Source organism: Sphingomonas psychrolutea, assembly GCF_014636175.1.
In the GTDB taxonomy this organism is placed as follows: domain Bacteria; phylum Pseudomonadota; class Alphaproteobacteria; order Sphingomonadales; family Sphingomonadaceae; genus Sphingomonas; species Sphingomonas psychrolutea.
On the sequence record NZ_BMDW01000005.1, the window covers coordinates 46,075 to 61,177 of the forward strand.

At 64.7% G+C, this 15,103-nt stretch carries 16 protein-coding genes; 4 read left to right on the forward strand and 12 right to left on the reverse strand.

Annotation, left to right across the window (positions count from 1 at the left end):
- Positions 1–16: 16 nt before the first annotated feature.
- The 6 genes from IEV62_RS05410 to IEV62_RS05435 form a co-directional block, all read right to left on the reverse strand.
- The gene (locus tag IEV62_RS05410) at positions 17–1,414 is read right to left on the reverse strand and encodes a M20/M25/M40 family metallo-hydrolase (protein WP_188445852.1); all 1,398 of its coding nucleotides are present in this window, start codon (positions 1,412–1,414) and stop codon (positions 17–19) included.
- 70 nt (positions 1,415–1,484) lie between these two features.
- The gene (locus IEV62_RS05415; protein ID WP_229732836.1) at positions 1,485–2,420 is read right to left on the reverse strand and encodes a retropepsin-like aspartic protease; all 936 of its coding nucleotides are present in this window, start codon (positions 2,418–2,420) and stop codon (positions 1,485–1,487) included.
- 70 nt (positions 2,421–2,490) lie between these two features.
- Complete coding sequence (locus tag IEV62_RS05420) at positions 2,491–4,905, reverse strand: ligase-associated DNA damage response DEXH box helicase (RefSeq protein WP_188445854.1); 2,415 nt, start codon at positions 4,903–4,905, stop codon at positions 2,491–2,493.
- A gap of 44 nt (positions 4,906–4,949) precedes the next feature.
- Positions 4,950–5,273 (reverse strand): Rap1a/Tai family immunity protein, encoded by a 324-nt coding sequence (locus IEV62_RS05425; RefSeq protein ID WP_188445855.1) that lies wholly within the window; start codon positions 5,271–5,273, stop codon positions 4,950–4,952.
- A complete protein-coding gene (locus IEV62_RS05430; protein WP_229732850.1) occupies positions 5,270–6,040 on the reverse strand; it encodes a hypothetical protein in 771 nt (256 codons plus the stop codon). Before IEV62_RS05430 ends, IEV62_RS05425 begins: the two co-directional genes overlap by 4 nt.
- 41 nt (positions 6,041–6,081) lie before the next feature.
- Positions 6,082–6,381, reverse strand: coding sequence for a hypothetical protein (locus tag IEV62_RS05435; protein WP_188445856.1), 300 nt, complete (start codon positions 6,379–6,381; stop codon positions 6,082–6,084).
- A gap of 211 nt (positions 6,382–6,592) precedes the next feature.
- On the opposite strand from IEV62_RS05435, the gene IEV62_RS05440 reads away from it, so the two are divergent.
- On the forward strand, positions 6,593–7,591 hold the full coding sequence (locus IEV62_RS05440) for a ligase-associated DNA damage response exonuclease (RefSeq protein WP_188445857.1): 999 nt from the start codon (positions 6,593–6,595) through the stop codon (positions 7,589–7,591).
- Positions 7,592–7,709: 118 nt separating this feature from the next.
- Positions 7,710–8,033 carry a hypothetical protein gene (locus IEV62_RS05445; protein WP_188445858.1) on the forward strand — a complete coding sequence of 108 codons (324 nt, stop codon included), beginning with the start codon at positions 7,710–7,712 and terminating at the stop codon, positions 8,031–8,033.
- Positions 8,034–8,066: 33 nt separating this feature from the next.
- On the opposite strand, the gene rpoN is transcribed toward IEV62_RS05445, so the two are convergent.
- The 6 genes from rpoN to IEV62_RS05475 form a co-directional block, all read right to left on the reverse strand.
- Positions 8,067–9,572 carry an RNA polymerase factor sigma-54 gene (gene rpoN / locus IEV62_RS05450; RefSeq protein ID WP_188445859.1) on the reverse strand — a complete coding sequence of 502 codons (1,506 nt, stop codon included), beginning with the start codon at positions 9,570–9,572 and terminating at the stop codon, positions 8,067–8,069.
- A 175-nt stretch (positions 9,573–9,747) separates the two neighbouring features.
- Positions 9,748–10,524, reverse strand: coding sequence for an LPS export ABC transporter ATP-binding protein (lptB, locus tag IEV62_RS05455; protein WP_188445860.1), 777 nt, complete (start codon positions 10,522–10,524; stop codon positions 9,748–9,750).
- 129 nt (positions 10,525–10,653) lie between these two features.
- Positions 10,654–11,178: an LptA/OstA family protein gene (locus tag IEV62_RS05460; RefSeq protein ID WP_188445861.1), complete on the reverse strand. Its 525-nt coding sequence runs from the start codon at positions 11,176–11,178 to the stop codon at positions 10,654–10,656.
- Positions 11,179–11,183: 5 nt separating this feature from the next.
- Positions 11,184–11,813 carry an LPS export ABC transporter periplasmic protein LptC gene (gene lptC / locus IEV62_RS05465; protein ID WP_188445862.1) on the reverse strand — a complete coding sequence of 210 codons (630 nt, stop codon included), beginning with the start codon at positions 11,811–11,813 and terminating at the stop codon, positions 11,184–11,186.
- The gene (locus IEV62_RS05470) at positions 11,806–12,426 is read right to left on the reverse strand and encodes a ribonuclease D (RefSeq protein WP_188445863.1); all 621 of its coding nucleotides are present in this window, start codon (positions 12,424–12,426) and stop codon (positions 11,806–11,808) included. Before IEV62_RS05470 ends, lptC begins: the two co-directional genes overlap by 8 nt.
- Before the next feature lie 31 nt (positions 12,427–12,457).
- Positions 12,458–13,255, reverse strand: a complete 798-nt coding sequence (locus IEV62_RS05475) for a TerC family protein (protein WP_229732851.1) — start codon at positions 13,253–13,255, stop codon at positions 12,458–12,460.
- A 205-nt stretch (positions 13,256–13,460) separates the two neighbouring features.
- On the opposite strand from IEV62_RS05475, the gene IEV62_RS18390 reads away from it, so the two are divergent.
- Together IEV62_RS18390 and IEV62_RS05485 are read left to right on the forward strand one after the other, a co-directional pair.
- Positions 13,461–14,279 carry a cold-shock protein gene (locus IEV62_RS18390; protein WP_188445865.1) on the forward strand — a complete coding sequence of 273 codons (819 nt, stop codon included), beginning with the start codon at positions 13,461–13,463 and terminating at the stop codon, positions 14,277–14,279.
- A 288-nt stretch (positions 14,280–14,567) separates the two neighbouring features.
- On the forward strand, positions 14,568–15,077 hold the full coding sequence (locus IEV62_RS05485; protein ID WP_188445866.1) for a thioredoxin: 510 nt from the start codon (positions 14,568–14,570) through the stop codon (positions 15,075–15,077).
- The last annotated feature ends 26 nt before the right edge of the window (positions 15,078–15,103 follow it).

Sequence of the window (15,103 nt, forward strand, 5' to 3'; positions counted from 1 at the left end):
CGCCCTTCCTTGCCGCTTACCCGGCAAACGCCTTGACCAGATCGAACAGATAGTCGCGCCCTTGATACAGCGAATCCTTGCGGATCCGCTCGTTCAACCCGTGCGTCCCGTTGCCGTCGGCATCGGTGAAAAAGCCGGGCACGCCGTACACCGGGATCCCGACCGCTTCGAGAAACACCCCGTCGGTCGCGCCGGTCGACATGAGCGGCAGCAGGGGGAGGCCGGGGTAGTGCTTGGCCGCCACCGCCTTCACCGGGCCGGTGATCTTCGGGTCGAGCGCGGGCGGGATGGCGGTCGGCCGGATCGGCGCATTGGCGCTGACCTTGACCTTCGGCCCCGCCAGTTCCTGCAATTTGACGAGCGTATCCGGCACCGTCTCGCCCGGAAAGATGCGGCAATTGACGTTGGCGGTGGCGCGCTGCGGCAGCGCATTCTCGGCGTGTCCGGCGGTAACGATCGTCGCGACGCAAGTGGTACGCAGCGTCGAATGCATCATCTTGTCAGTGCTGACGATTGTGTTGGCGGCGGCATCGCTCGGGTCGGCGAGCAGCTTTGTAATCGCGTCGCGCAGCGCAGGCGGCGATTTAACCGCCGTCATGCCGAAGAATGCACGCGTCGTTTCGCTGAACTTCACCGGGAATTCATAATCATGCACTGCCTTCAGTGCGTCGGCGAGGTCATAGATCGCATTGGCTGGCACGGGTTGCGAGCTGTGTCCGCCCTTATTAGTCGCCTCGAACGTGTAATTCTGCGCGGCTTTTTCACCGACTTGTAGTGCCAGCAATTGCGGCTTGCCATCAGGACCGTAACGCCCGCCGCCGCCCTCGTTCAGGGCGAATTCGGCATCGATCAGGTCGCGCTTGTTCTTGGCAAGCCACTCCGCGCCGTTGAAGGCAAAGGTCGTCTCCTCACCACAGGTCAGCGCGAGCTTGATCGTGCGTTTGGGTTTATACCCCTCCTGCTTGAGCCGGATCAGCGTATCCGCCCAGACCGAGGCCATCGCCTTGTCGTCGACCGTCCCGCGCGCATAATAATAGCCGCCTTCATCGATCAGCGTGAACGGATCGCGCACCCAATCGGCACGTTTGGCCTCGACCACGTCGAGATGGCCGAGCAGCAGCATCGGCTTGGCTTTCGCATCGCTGCCCTTCAGCACCGCAACGATGCCGCCTTCCTTGGCGCGATCGGGCACCGAAAACAGCGTGATGTCGCTATCGGCATAGCCCGCCGCCGTTAGGCGCGCGCCGATCTGCGCCGCAGCTTGCGTGCAACTGCCGGTCGACAGCGTCGTATTGGTCTCGACCAATTGCTTATACAGCCCGAAATAGGCTTTCTGGTCAGGTCGCTCCTGCGCCGATGCGGCGCTGGCAATCGCCGCCAGGCCAAGGATCGTTGCTGTGGTCAGTGCGCGCATGTGAAAGGCCCCTTTGGTGTGGGGCGGAAGCTAGCGCGATGGGCCATGAACGCAACACTTAGCGGGAACGTCAGAGCGGCGCGAAATCCTTCGGCTGTGCGAGGCGCAGTTCGCGATTGGCGAAATCGATCCGCACGCGCCCGAACAGGCGCAGCGCATCGATCCCGAGCAGCAAGGCGGGGACCTCGCGCAAACCGAGCCGTGCAAAAGGTGCCGCATCCGAAAATGCCACGGGCAAATTCGCAAAAGCGATCCTGCCGAGCTGAATCTTTTCGACCTGCGTATAATCGGCTTCCAGCACGCCGCCGGTAACGCTTGTTAGTTTGACCGGGCTCATCATGCCCGAATCGCGCGCAACCAGTCGCCGCAAGGCAAGATTGCCCATGCTGACGACCGATCCGGTGTCGATCACCACCCGGATGCGGCGTCCGCGATAGCTGGCGTCGGTCACGACGAGCTGACCGAACAAGCTCTTCGCGCGGATGACGATGTCGTCGGGGCCGAAATGCTCGACCCGGATCCGTTTGAAGGACGGCGTAACTGTCATGATCTGCCGTCCGAAATCGATCGTCACGGCATGGTCCTTCAACGTGTCGATCCCGACCAGACCCTGCGCGCCAAGATGGCGCTGCACCAGGCCGGGGGCCTCGATTTGTGTCCCTGTGATCCGCGCCCCGCGCCCGGCGGTGCCGACGCCAAGATCGGGGATCAGGAAGGTGCCGACGCTTGCCGACCCCGCCATCGCGGTGATCCGCACCGTGCGCCCCTGCGCCAAGCCCAATGATTCGGCCAGTTCGCGCGCGATCACGGTGCGTTCGGACCCGGTATCGACCACAAAGCGATACGGACCCGCCGCGCCGATCGTCACCGGTACCGTCATGCGCGTATCGTCAGTGCCGAAATCGAGCTGATCGAGCGGAATTTGCTGCGCGTTTTGCTGCGCAGCAGGATCGGGCGCAGGTTGCGTCGGACTCAGCAAAGCGAGCAACGGAGAGGCGAGGAGCAACGCCGGGTTCATATTGCCAAGGTACGCCCGTTTCGGACCTTCGACAAGCGCGCTCAGTTCAGTCGCCCCCTTAATCCAAACGCATCGCCTCCGCCGCCAGCACTTCGGCCTCGATCAGCAACGCATCGTCGGCCAGCCCTTGCGCGACATGCTCACGCCCGATCAGCGTCAGCACCGGCACCGCGAGCGGCGAGATCCGATCGAGCGACACATGCAGCATCGTGTCGGCCGCGCGATCAAGCAGATCGGCGAGCCGCCCGACATCGGTCATCCGCGCGCGCGCATCGGCCCAGGCGGCTTGCAGCAGCAAATGCCCCGGCTCGTATTTGCGCAGCACGTCATAGATCAGGTCGGTCGAAAAACTCACTTGCTTGCCGGTCTTGCGCTTGCCCGGAATTTGCCGCTCGACCAGCCCGCCAATCACCGCGACTTCGCGGAAAGCGCGTTTCAGCAGCGACGATTGCTGGACCCAATCGACGAATTCATCCTCCAGAATATCGCGCGAGAACAAGCCCGCCGGATCGGTGATCGGCTCCAGCCCATAACAGGCCAGCGCATAATCGTTCGCGACGAAGCCGATCGGCTTCAGCCCCTGCGTCTCCATCCGCCGCGTCACCAGCATGCCGAGCGACTGATGCGCGTTCCACCCTTCGAAACTGTAGGCAACCATGTAATGCCGCCCTTCGCGCGGGAAGGTTTCGACGAGCAGCTGGCCGGGGCGCGGCATGACCGAACGCACGCGCTGCACCTCGAGCCATTCGCGCACGTCATCGGGGAAGCGCTGCCATTGCTCGGGCGCGGCGAGGAAAGCGCGCACGCGATCGGCAAGGTTGGTCGACAGCGGCATCCGCGCCCCGCCATAACTCGGGATGCGCGCGGGCCGTGCGGTCGCGCGTACCACGATCGCTTCGGTATCGATCCGCTCGACCTCAAGGCTCAACCCGGCGAAAAAGAAGGTGTCGCGCGGCGAAAGCGTCGCGGCAAACCCCTCCTCGACTCGCCCCAAGGTGCGCCCATTGCCGAAACGCACGCTCAGCATCGTCGCCTCGACGATAATCCCCGCGTTCAGCCGATGCTGCGCAACAAATTTTGGCAGACTCACTCGCCAGGTGCCGTCCGGCGCGCGCGTCAACCGCTTGAATTTGTCATAGGCTTTCAGCGCATAGCCCCCGTCGCTAACGAACCCCAGCACTTGCTCGAACGTCTCGGTCGGCAGCGCCGAATAGGGGAGTGCCGAGCGGATTTCGTCGAGCAACGCTGCCTGTTCGAACGGTGCCGCGCACGCACATGCCATCACGTGCTGCGCCAGCACGTCGAGCGCCCCCATGCGGAACACGTCAGGGTCGAGCTCCCCCACCTCGACCGCATCAAGCGCCGCACGCGCCTCAAGATATTCGAAACGATTGCCCGGCACGACGATCGCTTCGGACGGTTCGTCGAGGCGGTGATTGCTGCGCCCGATCCGCTGCAGCAACCGCGAGGATCCTTTCGGCGCGCCCATCTGGATCACGCAATCGACATCGCCCCAATCGACCCCGAGGTCGAGGCTCGCCGTCGCCACCAGTCCACGCAGCTTACCCGCAGCCATCGCCCCCTCGACCTTGCGCCGTGCCTCCAAGCTGAGCGAGCCGTGATGCACCCCCAGCGGCAAGTTCATCGCGTTGACCTTCCACAGATCCTGAAAGATCAATTCGGCGAGCGCGCGGGTGTTGCAGAACACGATCGTCGTCTTGTGCAGCTCGATCTCGGCGATCACCTGCGCGGCGGCATAGCGCCCCGAATGACCCGACCACGGCACGCGCCCCTGCGGCAGCAGGATCGTCACGTTGGGCGCCGCGCCGGGCTCGCCCTGCACCAGCGTGACCGTATCGATATCGCCATCGGGCGCGAGCCACGCGCGATAGCCATCGGGGTCCGCCACCGTCGCCGACAGCGCGACGCGGCGCAAACTGGGCGCGATTCGTTGCAATCGTGCCATGCACAGGCTCAGCAAATCGCCGCGCTTGCCGGTCGCAAAGGCATGAACCTCGTCGACGACGATCGTCTTCAGCCCTTCGAACATCGTGAAGCTGTCGGGATAGCTCAGCAGCAAGCTGAGCGACTCTGGCGTTGTCAGCAGGATCTGCGGCGGGCGAATCCGCTGCCGCGCCTTCCGGTCCGACGGGGTGTCGCCGGTGCGCGTCTCGACCCGGATATCAAGCCCCATCTCTTCGATTGGCGTGAGCAGATTGCGCTGCACATCGACCGCCAGCGCTTTCAGCGGCGAGACGTAGAGCGTGTGCAGCCCCTCGGTCGGATGGTCGACCAATTCGGCCAGCGTCGGCAAAAACCCGGCGAGCGTCTTACCAGCGCCCGTCGTCGCGACCAGCAGCCCATGGCGGCCCCCGCGCGCGACATCGAGCATCGCCAGCTGATGCTGCCGCGGTGCCCAGCCCTTCGCGGCGAACCACTCGGTAATGGGTACGGGTAGGCAAGGCGCGGTCATTATTGGGCATATGGGGCGCGGCATTGGGCGCGGCTAGCGCATCCTCACCGTCGCTTGCACGGAAAGGCCTTGTGCAGCGCGTCGCGGACGATGAACGACGGTGCGCTGCTCCAGCGTTCGGGGCGGGAGCGCAGCACTTTGCGCACGGCGGCGATCGCGTCGCCGGTCGAGGCCTTGGCGGGCGCGGGGCAGATTTCGTGCGCCAGCGACAGCGCATCGAAGACGCCGAGGATGTAGCCGGTGCAGAAGCTCGGACGCGGATCGCGGTCCTTGCCCTGACACGCCCGCGCGAGCTGCTCGCTTTCGAGCGCGCTGACGACGACCGGGGCGGGCGTCGCGGCGGCGAGTGCGACCGCGAGCAGGATCATGACGATCGCCCGTCCGCCGCGCCGAGATAGGGCAGCAAGCGCACGCGCGGGAACACCGTGTCGAACGGCGTGGTGTCGGGCAGGATATAGACGATTCCGCCGGCCTTACCGAACAACGCGCCGATTTTTTGCGTGTAGAAACGCGTGCCGACATTGATGCAGCCGAAGCTGATACGGTTGTCGTCCGGTGTGGGCGACAGCAGCCGCGCGACGCGGCGCTCCTTCTTGTTGGTGGTGATCACCGCATGGAGCGCAACCGAATTGGCATAATCGACCCACAGCACGCGCTGCCCGCCGAATGCGCGGCCGAATTTCGACACGAAGCGGCCGGCCGGCGTCGTCCGCTCCGCCGGGCCGATGTCCGCGAGCTTCTTGGCACCGATGCCGGGCGACGAATCATCGCCGACGCCAATGCCGAGCAGCACCGGTGTCTCCCCGACGAACGTCCCGTCGGCGCGGAACAGCGACAGCGATGCGGCGTGCTTGTCGATGACGAGATAGGGCCGCGTGCCATTGTCGCGCGCCGAAGCGATCCACGCGATCAGCCGACTGGCGTCTGCGGAGCGGACGGGTGGTGACACCGCCAGCGTTGCGACGACAGGCGGGGGTTTTACGGCTTTGCGTTTGACCGGGCGCTTGACCGGCGGCTTTGCCGCGAGCGCGGGCTTGGCCGGCGCAGCCGCGGCGGCGGGGGGCACGGGGAGCAGCACCACCCCGATGGCGGTGCAGAGGCACGCGAACGGCCCGGTGAACGCGCTTGCGCGCATCACCGGGCCGTCCATCGCTGCGAAATGATGGTGCGCAGGGCTCAGCCGCGTGGCCGGCGCTTCTGCGCTTGCATTTTCTGGTCAAGTCCATCGACACGGCCGTTGATTTGATCGATTCGCTGTGCGTTCTGCTGCGCTTGCCCGCTGGCGGCTTGCGCTTGCGCAAGAGCTTGACCGGACGTGCCTTCGACCGTGCGCACGCGCCCGTCAATGCCGTCGATTCTTTCATTCACGGTGGCGATCTGGCTGCGGACGAAGCCCTTGGTGGCGCAGCCGCCGAGCGCAATCGAGCCGACCAGGACCGTTGCCAAAGCCGCAGATTTCGTAAAGTTGGGACGCATACACTCACCTCTTCATACTGTCGGGGTGTTCGCACCAAGGGCGGGGCGGGCTGGCTTGGCAATCACAATCCGCCGGGCTGTGCGACTTATGCGGCGGGGGGAACGCTCCCGGCGGTTACGCGAACCGTTTCAATTCCAAAGGGTTCGGGCAAGTGTAGCGGGTGGCGGCGCGGCGATTGCCGGTCCCGGCTTGCGCCCCCATATCGAAGCGATGAGCAAACTCGGCGACTGGATCGATCCCCAAGCCCACGGCATTTACGTGAAGCCCGCCAATGTGTGGATCGACCCGTCGCGCCCCACCGCGCGCGCGCTCGTCACGCATGGCCATGCCGATCATGCGCGCAGTGGCCACGACGCGGTGTGGGCCACGCCCGAGACGCTCGCGATCATGGATGCGCGGTACGGCGCACAGGCGGGCAACCCTGTGGCCTATGGCGAGAGCCGCAGCTTCGGTGACGTTACTGCGACCTTTGTCCCCGCTGGCCACGTGCTGGGCTCGGCGCAAATTTTGCTCGAATATCGCGGCGAGCGGATCGTCGTGTCGGGCGATTACAAGCGTCGCGCCGACCCCACTTGCGCAGCCTTCCAGCCGGTCAAATGCGACGTCTTCATTACCGAGGCCACCTTCGGCCTCCCCGTCTTCCGCCACCCCGAAACCGGCAACGAGATCGACAAACTGACCGCCGCACTCCACGCCAATCCGACACGCTGCGTGCTCGTCGGTGCCTATGCGCTGGGCAAGGCGCAGCGCGTCATCGCCGAACTCCGCGCCCGCGGGCATGACGCACCGATCTATATCCACGGCGCGCTCGAAAAGCTGTGCGCTTTGTATCAGGCGCATGGCGTCGACCTTGGCGCGCTGCGCCCCGCCACGGTCGCGAACAAGGCCGAGATGATGGGCCATATCGTCATCGCCCCGCCCGGCGCGCTGGCGGATCGCTGGTCGCGCCGCTTGCCCGATCCGATCACCGCAATGGCATCGGGCTGGATGCGTGTACGGCAACGCGCGGTACAGCGCGGCGTCGAACTCCCGCTGATCCTCAGCGATCATGCCGATTGGGATGAACTCACCGACACGCTCACCGAAATCGCGCCGAAAGAAGTGTGGGTCACCCACGGGCGTGAGGATGCGTTGGTGCACTGGTGCCAGACGCGCCAGATCAAGGCGCGGCCGCTGCATCTGTCGGGGTTCGAGGATGAGGATGACTGACATGGTGCCCACCCCGCGGCCATAGGTAGAATCCCGAGGTTAGTCACAAAAGTGAAATTACTGCTTCACATATCTGCAACATGCGTCATCATTCTGTAACAGATCAAACAGGAGCCTGATGATGACCATGAAATTCGCTATCGCCATCCTTGTCGCAGCAGCGGCCGTCGCTCCGGCCGCAGCCGCGCCTGCACGCAATATCGCCGCCGATGTGCGCGCGCTTGAGGCCGTGTCGCGGATTTCGCCGAGCGATGGCGGCGTCGCGATCGAGCTCGCTGCGGCCTATCAGCGCGCGGGCCGCGTTGCCGATGCCAATACCGCGCTGCGCCGCGCGCTCACGCTCGACAATGCGATGCTCGAAACGCCAACCGGCGATTCGGTCTGGTCGCATAACGTGGCGAAACGCGCTTTGTCGCAGGGTGCCGCGCTCGCCGCGCGCTGATCGCCGCCGGGCCCGGGCGGATACGCGCCCGGGTCACGCCCCCTCCAACGCCCGCGCGCGGCGGCGCTGCACCGACGATCCGATCCCCAGCGCCTCGCGATATTTCGCGACCGTCCGCCGCGCGATGTCGAAGCCTTTGGCATTGAGCAGTTCGACCAGCGTATCGTCCGACAGGATTTTGTCGCCCTCCGCGCCGATCAGCGCGCGGATTGCCGATTTCACCGCTTGCGCCGACACCGCATCGCCGCCGTCGGACGATTGAATTGCGCTGGTGAAGAAGTATTTGAGCTCATACAGCCCGCGCGCGCACGACAGATATTTGTTGCTGGTGACGCGGCTCACCGTCGATTCGTGCATCTCGATCGCATCGGCCACCTGGCGCAGCGTCATCGGCTTCAGATGCGCCACACCGTGGAGGAAGAACGCCTCTTGCTGCTTCACAATCTCGGTCGCGACCTTGATGATCGTGCGCTGGCGCTGGTCGAGCGCCTTGACCAGCCAGTTTGCGCTGGCGAGCATTTCGCCGAGCCACGCCTTGCTCGCCTTGTCGCCGCGCGCGGTCGACAGTTTGGTATAATAACTGCGGTTGACTAACACGCGCGGCAGCGTCGCCGCGTTGATCTCGATACCCCAGCCATCCTTGCGTTTCGCGACGAACAGATCGGGCACCACCGCTTGCGCCGCCTCGCCACCAAAACGGCAGCCGGGCTTGGGATCATAGCCGCGTAATTCGCGGATCATGTCGGCCAGATCCTCGTCATCGACATCGCACAACCGCCGCAACCGCGACAAATCGCCGCGCGCGACGAGATCGAGATTGTCGATCAACCGCGCCATGCACGGGTCGTAGCGATCGGCCTCTTTGGCTTGCAGCGCGAGGCATTCGGCGAGGTCGCGCGCGCCGACGCCGGTCGGATCGAAGGTCTGGATGATGCCAAGGACGTGTTCCACCCGCACCAGCGGCACACCGAGCCGCGTCGCCATGTCGCGCAGCGACGCGGTGAGATACCCGCACTCGTCGATCTGATCGATCAAATGCGCCGCGATGAACAGGTCGGGTCCGTCGACCGCGGTTCCGGCTTGCGCCAGCAGATGATCGGAGAGGCTGAGGCCCGTGTCGGCGATTTGCGCGAAGTCGGGGCCGTCTTCGCCCATTCCCCCGCCGCTGCTCGCGCCATTGAGGCCGAGCGCACCGTCCATCCCGGCGCTACCCGGCTGATCGGCGACCGAATCGTGGTGGAAGCTCTCCGCCGTAAAATCGACGTCGAGCGAAGCCTCACCCGCATCGCCGCCGCCCATCACGAGTTCGTCGGCGGTCGCGGGGGAATCGCGTAAAGGTGCCTCGATCTCGCGCTCCTGCGTCGGGCCGTCGTCGTCCGGCGCGCTGGCTTCGAGCAACGGGTTGCGCTCGATCTCCTCGGCGAGAAAGCCTTCGACCTCAAGATTGGACAGCGCGAGCAGCCGGATCGCCTGCTGCAATTGCGGCGTCATCACCAGCGATTGCGACTGCCGCAGATCGAGGCGCGGGGCGAGGCTCATGCGATTTCAGAGGGCGAACGCACGCCCATTTTCGTCACCCCGGCCTCGTGCCGGGGTCCACCGTGCCGCACACGAAGCACCAGAACGTCTCGGGACAGTCCAAGCCGCTTGGTGGACCCCGGCACAAGGCCGGGGTGACGGCTTTGGGGTCGAGAAGATGCCCCGCGTCCCATACCTAAAGCGAGAAGCCCTCGCCCAGATACAGCCGCCGCACATTGGCATCGGCGACCAGTTCGTCGGGCGACCCGCTGAACAGCACGCGCCCGTCATAAATGATGTACGCGCGGTCGCAGATGCTGAGCGTCTCGCGCACATTGTGATCGGTGATCAGCACGCCGATGCCGCGCTGTTTCAACTGGCAGATCAAATCGCGAATGTCCGAAATCGACAGCGGGTCGATCCCGGCAAACGGTTCGTCGAGCAGCATGATCGACGGGTCGGCGGCGAGTGCGCGGGCGATTTCGGCGCGGCGCCGTTCGCCGCCCGACAGCGCCATCGCCGGGGACGCGCGCAACCGCGTCAGCCCGAATTCCTCAAGCAGCGTCTCGAGCCGGACCTTGCGCGCGTCCTTGTCGGGCACCGCCAGTTCGAGCACGCTCAGGATATTCTGCTCAACCGTCATCCCGCGAAAGATCGAGGTTTCCTGCGGCAAATAACCGAGTCCCAAAATCGCGCGGCGGTACATCGGCAGCCCCGTGATATCGTCGCCGTCGAGCATGATGCGGCCCGAGTCGGGCTTCACCAGGCCCATCACCGAATAGAAACACGTCGTCTTGCCCGCGCCATTGGGCCCGAGCAGCCCGATCACTTCGCCCTTGCCGACGGTGAGCGACACGTCGGTCAGCACGGTGCGCTTGTCGTATGACTTGGCGATCGACACGACCGAAAGGCCGTCCGCAACAGGTGCCTCGGTGATCGGCGGTGCGGCGTCTAAGGTCAGGCTATCGGTCATCGCAGGTTCCGTGCTCGCATTTAAGAGTTACCGAAACGTTGACGCCCGGCATCTGGCAGGTTTGTTGCATGTATAAGCGAAACCCGCTGCTCGCGAAAGGGCCGGGCGGCAAAGCGCCCGGTGCCCAGGTCAGTTGCGCTTGGGGACCGAGAAGGTGCCGCTGACGCGCCCGCCGCTATTGGTCGTCGTGCCCGCGCCGCCACCGCCGACCGAAGATCCATCGATAATCGCGCGACCGGTATCGAGGTTGATCGTCAGCCGCCCGCCGTTCACGGTATTCCCCGCCTGGATCAGCGTCACCGCGCCCAGCATCGTCACCACACGCTTGTTGAGATCGTACACTGCGAAATTGCTGCGCGCGGTCTGGTCGGGCCGAGTCACGGTGACCCCGCCTGACGCATCGAGGCGCGACACTTGCGGGCTGCCATCGACCACTTGGCCGGTATAGCTCACCGTCATTCGCGCTGCATTCAGCGTCATTTCGGCCTGCTTGACCGAAACCTTGCCCGACAGCACCGCGCGATTGGCCTTGTCCTGCAATTCGATATGGTCCGCGCCAAAATTGATCGGCGCGTTCGAATTGTGCGCTTGCTGCGCGGATGCCGAACCCGAAAACGCAAGCATGACGGCGGCGAAGAGGAAGAGGGTGCGCATCGCCGCTATTTCGTCCTTCGCGGCACGATCCGCAAGCGGGCATTGCCGTCGAGCGTTACAACGTGGCTTTCCAGATCGGCGCTCATCTGGTTCGCGCTGAACGTCCCCTGCGGCACCGTGCCGCTTACGGCACCGCCGCTCTTCAGCGTCTTGGTCTTGAGATCGACCGTCGAATTCTGTGTCTCCAGCCGATATCCGCCGCTGCTATCGACGCGCACCGGTCCGTCGATCGACACTTGCTGCTTGTCCATATCGTAATGGCCATGGTCGGCGACGATGCTGGCCGGCCCATCGCGCAGCCCGATTCGCGCCGACAATTGCTCCAGCTTCACGATCGGTTCGGCCGCGCTTTTCTGCACGGCGGAGCCTGCACTGAGCGCAAACGCTTGTCCCTTGTCATCCTCGCCGCGGTACGTCGCCGACTGGACGCGCAAGCGCTCCTTGGCGACTTCGACCTTGTTCTTGTCGAGCAGGAAGCTGACATCGCCGCCGGCATAAAGCGGCAACACCACGACAAACGCCGCCAGCACGCCGATCGCCATCGGCAGCACCCGGCGCAAGACCGCGATCACGCGGTCGTGGCTCGATCCCGGTGCCGCCCAGATCTGGCGGGTGGTGCGCGCCGGATTAGGCATGCGCGAAGATATCGACCTCGGGCCAGCCCGCGATGTCGAGTTCGGCGCGCCATGGCAGAAAGTCAAAACACGCTTGGGCCAACTCGGTCCGCCCCTCGCGCGCAAGGCGCAGGTCGAGTTCGTTGCGCATCGCATGGAGATAGCGCACGTCCGAGGCGGCATAGTCCTTCTGCGCTTCGCTCAATTCGGGGCTGCCCCAATCGGACGATTGCTGCGCCTTCGAAATATCCTGGCCGAGCAATTCGCGCACCAGTTCCTTCAACCCGTGGCGATCGGTATAAGTGCGGATCAGCCGCGAGGCGATCTTGGTGCAATAAACGGGTGCCGCGGTCACATCGAGATAATGGCTGATCGCCGCCAGATCGAAGCGTGCGAAATGGTAGAGCTTCACGCGTGCCGGATCGGCGAGCAGCGCGCGCAGGTTCGGCGCGGCATAGTCACTATCGGGGCCGAAACGCACCAAATGCTCGTCCGGACCGCCATCCGAAAGCTGCACCAGGCAGAGCCGATCGCGCGGCGTGATGAGGCCCATCGTTTCGGTGTCGACGGCGATATCGACCCCTGCGGCGAAGATGTCGGCGGGAAGGTCTTCTTCGTGGAGATATACAGTCATCGCGCGGCCCTAGCGGGAAGCGCGCGTGCGTTCAATGCGTGCGCTTCTTGCTGCGCCCTTTGCGCGACGCGATGTTGAGCGCCTCGACCCCGCCCGAAAACGCCATCGCGGCATAAATATACCCTTTGGGCACATGCACGCCGAAGCCGTCGGCGATCAGCACCGCGCCGATCATCAGCAGGAAACCGAGCGCCAGCATCACCACACTCGGGTTGCGCTCGATGAACTTGGCAAGCGGCGTCGCCGCCAGCAGCATCACGCCGACCGCAACGATTACCGCGACGATCATGATCGGCAAATCGTTGGTCATGCCGATCGCGGTCAGGATTGAATCGACCGAAAACACCATGTCGAGCAGGAGAATCTGCACGATCGCCGCGCCGAACGACAGTGCGGCCGCGCTTTTTTTGTCGAGCAAATTCCCCGAATCGCCGCCGCTCTCGGTTTCGGCGTCGAGCGAATGGTGGATCTCGGTCGTCGCCTTCCACAGCAGGAACAGGCCACCCGCGATCAGAATGAGATCGCGCACCGAAAACGCGGTCTCGAAACTCGGCACGCCGTTTTCGCCGACTGCGCCCGTAATGCCAAAATCGACCACCGGCGCGACCAGCCCCGCGATCCACGCGATCGCCGACAGCAAGACAAGCCGCAGGATCAGCGCCAGCCCGATCCCGACGCGCCGCACCCGAATGCGCTGCTCCTCGGGCAGTTTGTTCGACAGCAGCGAGATGAAAACGAGATTGTCGATTCCCAGCACCACTTCCAGTACGATCAGCGTGGCAAGCGCCGCCCAAGCGGCGGGATCGGCGATGAGAGTCATGATCGACATCATCAATTCTGTGCCGTGCTTGCAACGCCCGCGCAAGAACCGTGTGAGGCGTGCCGCATTTTAGACGAATTCATTCGCGGCGCTGCGATTTTTAGGCTACCACGAGTCGGTACCATAATCGTTTTGGTGCATGTGCCTTTGCGTCCTTCGTCCGACGCTACGGTTACTATGATGGTTTCGGACGAGCCGGGAAGACGAACAGGGCATGAGTTTCGATAAAGGACGCCGCGGCGATCGTGGCGGGCGCGGGCGCGACAAGCGCGACGGTTTCGGCGATAGCGGCGGCTTCGACGGCGGTTTCGGCGGCGGTGGCGGCGATCGTTTCGGTGGCGGCGGTGATCGCTTCGGCGGCGGCGGCGACCGGTTCGGCGGCGGCGGCGGTGATCGCTTCGGCGGCGGCGGCGGCGGCGGCGGTTTCCGCAGCGGTGGTGGCGGCGGCTTCGGCGGTGGTGGCGCAGGCGGCGGTGCTGGCCGCGGCATGCCCCCGCAGGTCGTTGGCGAAGGCACCGGCATCGTAAAATTCTTCAACGGACAGAAGGGCTTCGGCTTCGTCGTACGCGATGATGGCGGCGAAGACGTGTTCGTCCATATCAGTGCCGTCGAGCAAGCCGGCCTCACCGGTCTGGCCGAGGGTCAGCCGTTGGGCTTCACCTTGGTCGATCGCGGTGGCCGCATCTCGGCAACCGATCTCAAGATCGACGGCGAGCCGATGGCCGTCACCGACCGCGGCCCGCCGCGCGAGCGTGACGCAGCCCCAGGCGGCCCGCGTGGCGCTGCCCCCGGCGGCGCACCGCAGCGTTCGCTGACGGGTGAGAAGGCGACCGGCACGGTCAAGTTCTTTAACGCGATGAAGGGCTTCGGCTTCATTCAGCGCGACGACGGACAGCCCGATGCGTTCGTGCATATCTCGGCGGTCGAGCGGGGCGGCATGTCGTCGCTCAACGAAGGCGACCGGCTCGAATTCGAGCTGGAAGTCGATCGTCGCGGCAAGATGGCAGCGGTGAACCTCACCTCGATCGCATAAACGCTTTCGATTTGACGGACAGATAGACCCGGCGGGCTTTAGGCCCGCCGGGTTTTTCTTTGTCCGCATTTCGGGCGAAACGCGGCAGACAGTCGGCGCTTCACTCAATCGTCACCCCGGACTTGTTCCGGGGTCCACCGGGCGGCCAGAACGTATCTCCGATTGTGAAGGTCACGCTGGTCGGCATGGTGGACCCCGGAACAGGTCCGGGGTGACGAGATTTAGGCACCGTCGCGTCCAGGATGGCGACGGACTGATCGACGTCACGATTGCCTAAGGATTTGCCAAATGCGCCCCGCCCTCATCGCCCTCCTCGCCGTAACGCTCACTGTCCCGGCAACGGGCGCCCCCGCGCCACGGGTCGCTGCAACCAGCTTCGAACAGCTCGCAACACCCCTCCCCGTCCCGTACGACGAAGCCGCCAACGCCAGGACGCAAATCGCCGCCGCCCGGACTCGCGCGATCAAGGCGCACAAGCTGCTGCTGATCGATCTCGGCGGAAACTGGTGCCTCGATTGCCGCTTGCTCGCCGGAACGATGGAGTTGCCCGAACTGCGCGGCTTCCTCGCCAAACATTATGAGATCGTCATCGTCGATGTCGGCCGCTTCGACAAGAATCTCGATATCGCCGCGAAATACGGCCTGAAGGATCATTTCGGCGGCGGCGTCCCGAGCGTCCTGATCATCGACCCGCGCACCGATACCTTGCGCAACCCCGGCCACACCGCTGCGCTCGCCGACGCCCGCACCCTCACCCCGCAGGCACTGGCAGACTGGCTAGCGAGTTGGGCGAAATAGCGTGAGTCCGGTTGCGTCGAATTTCG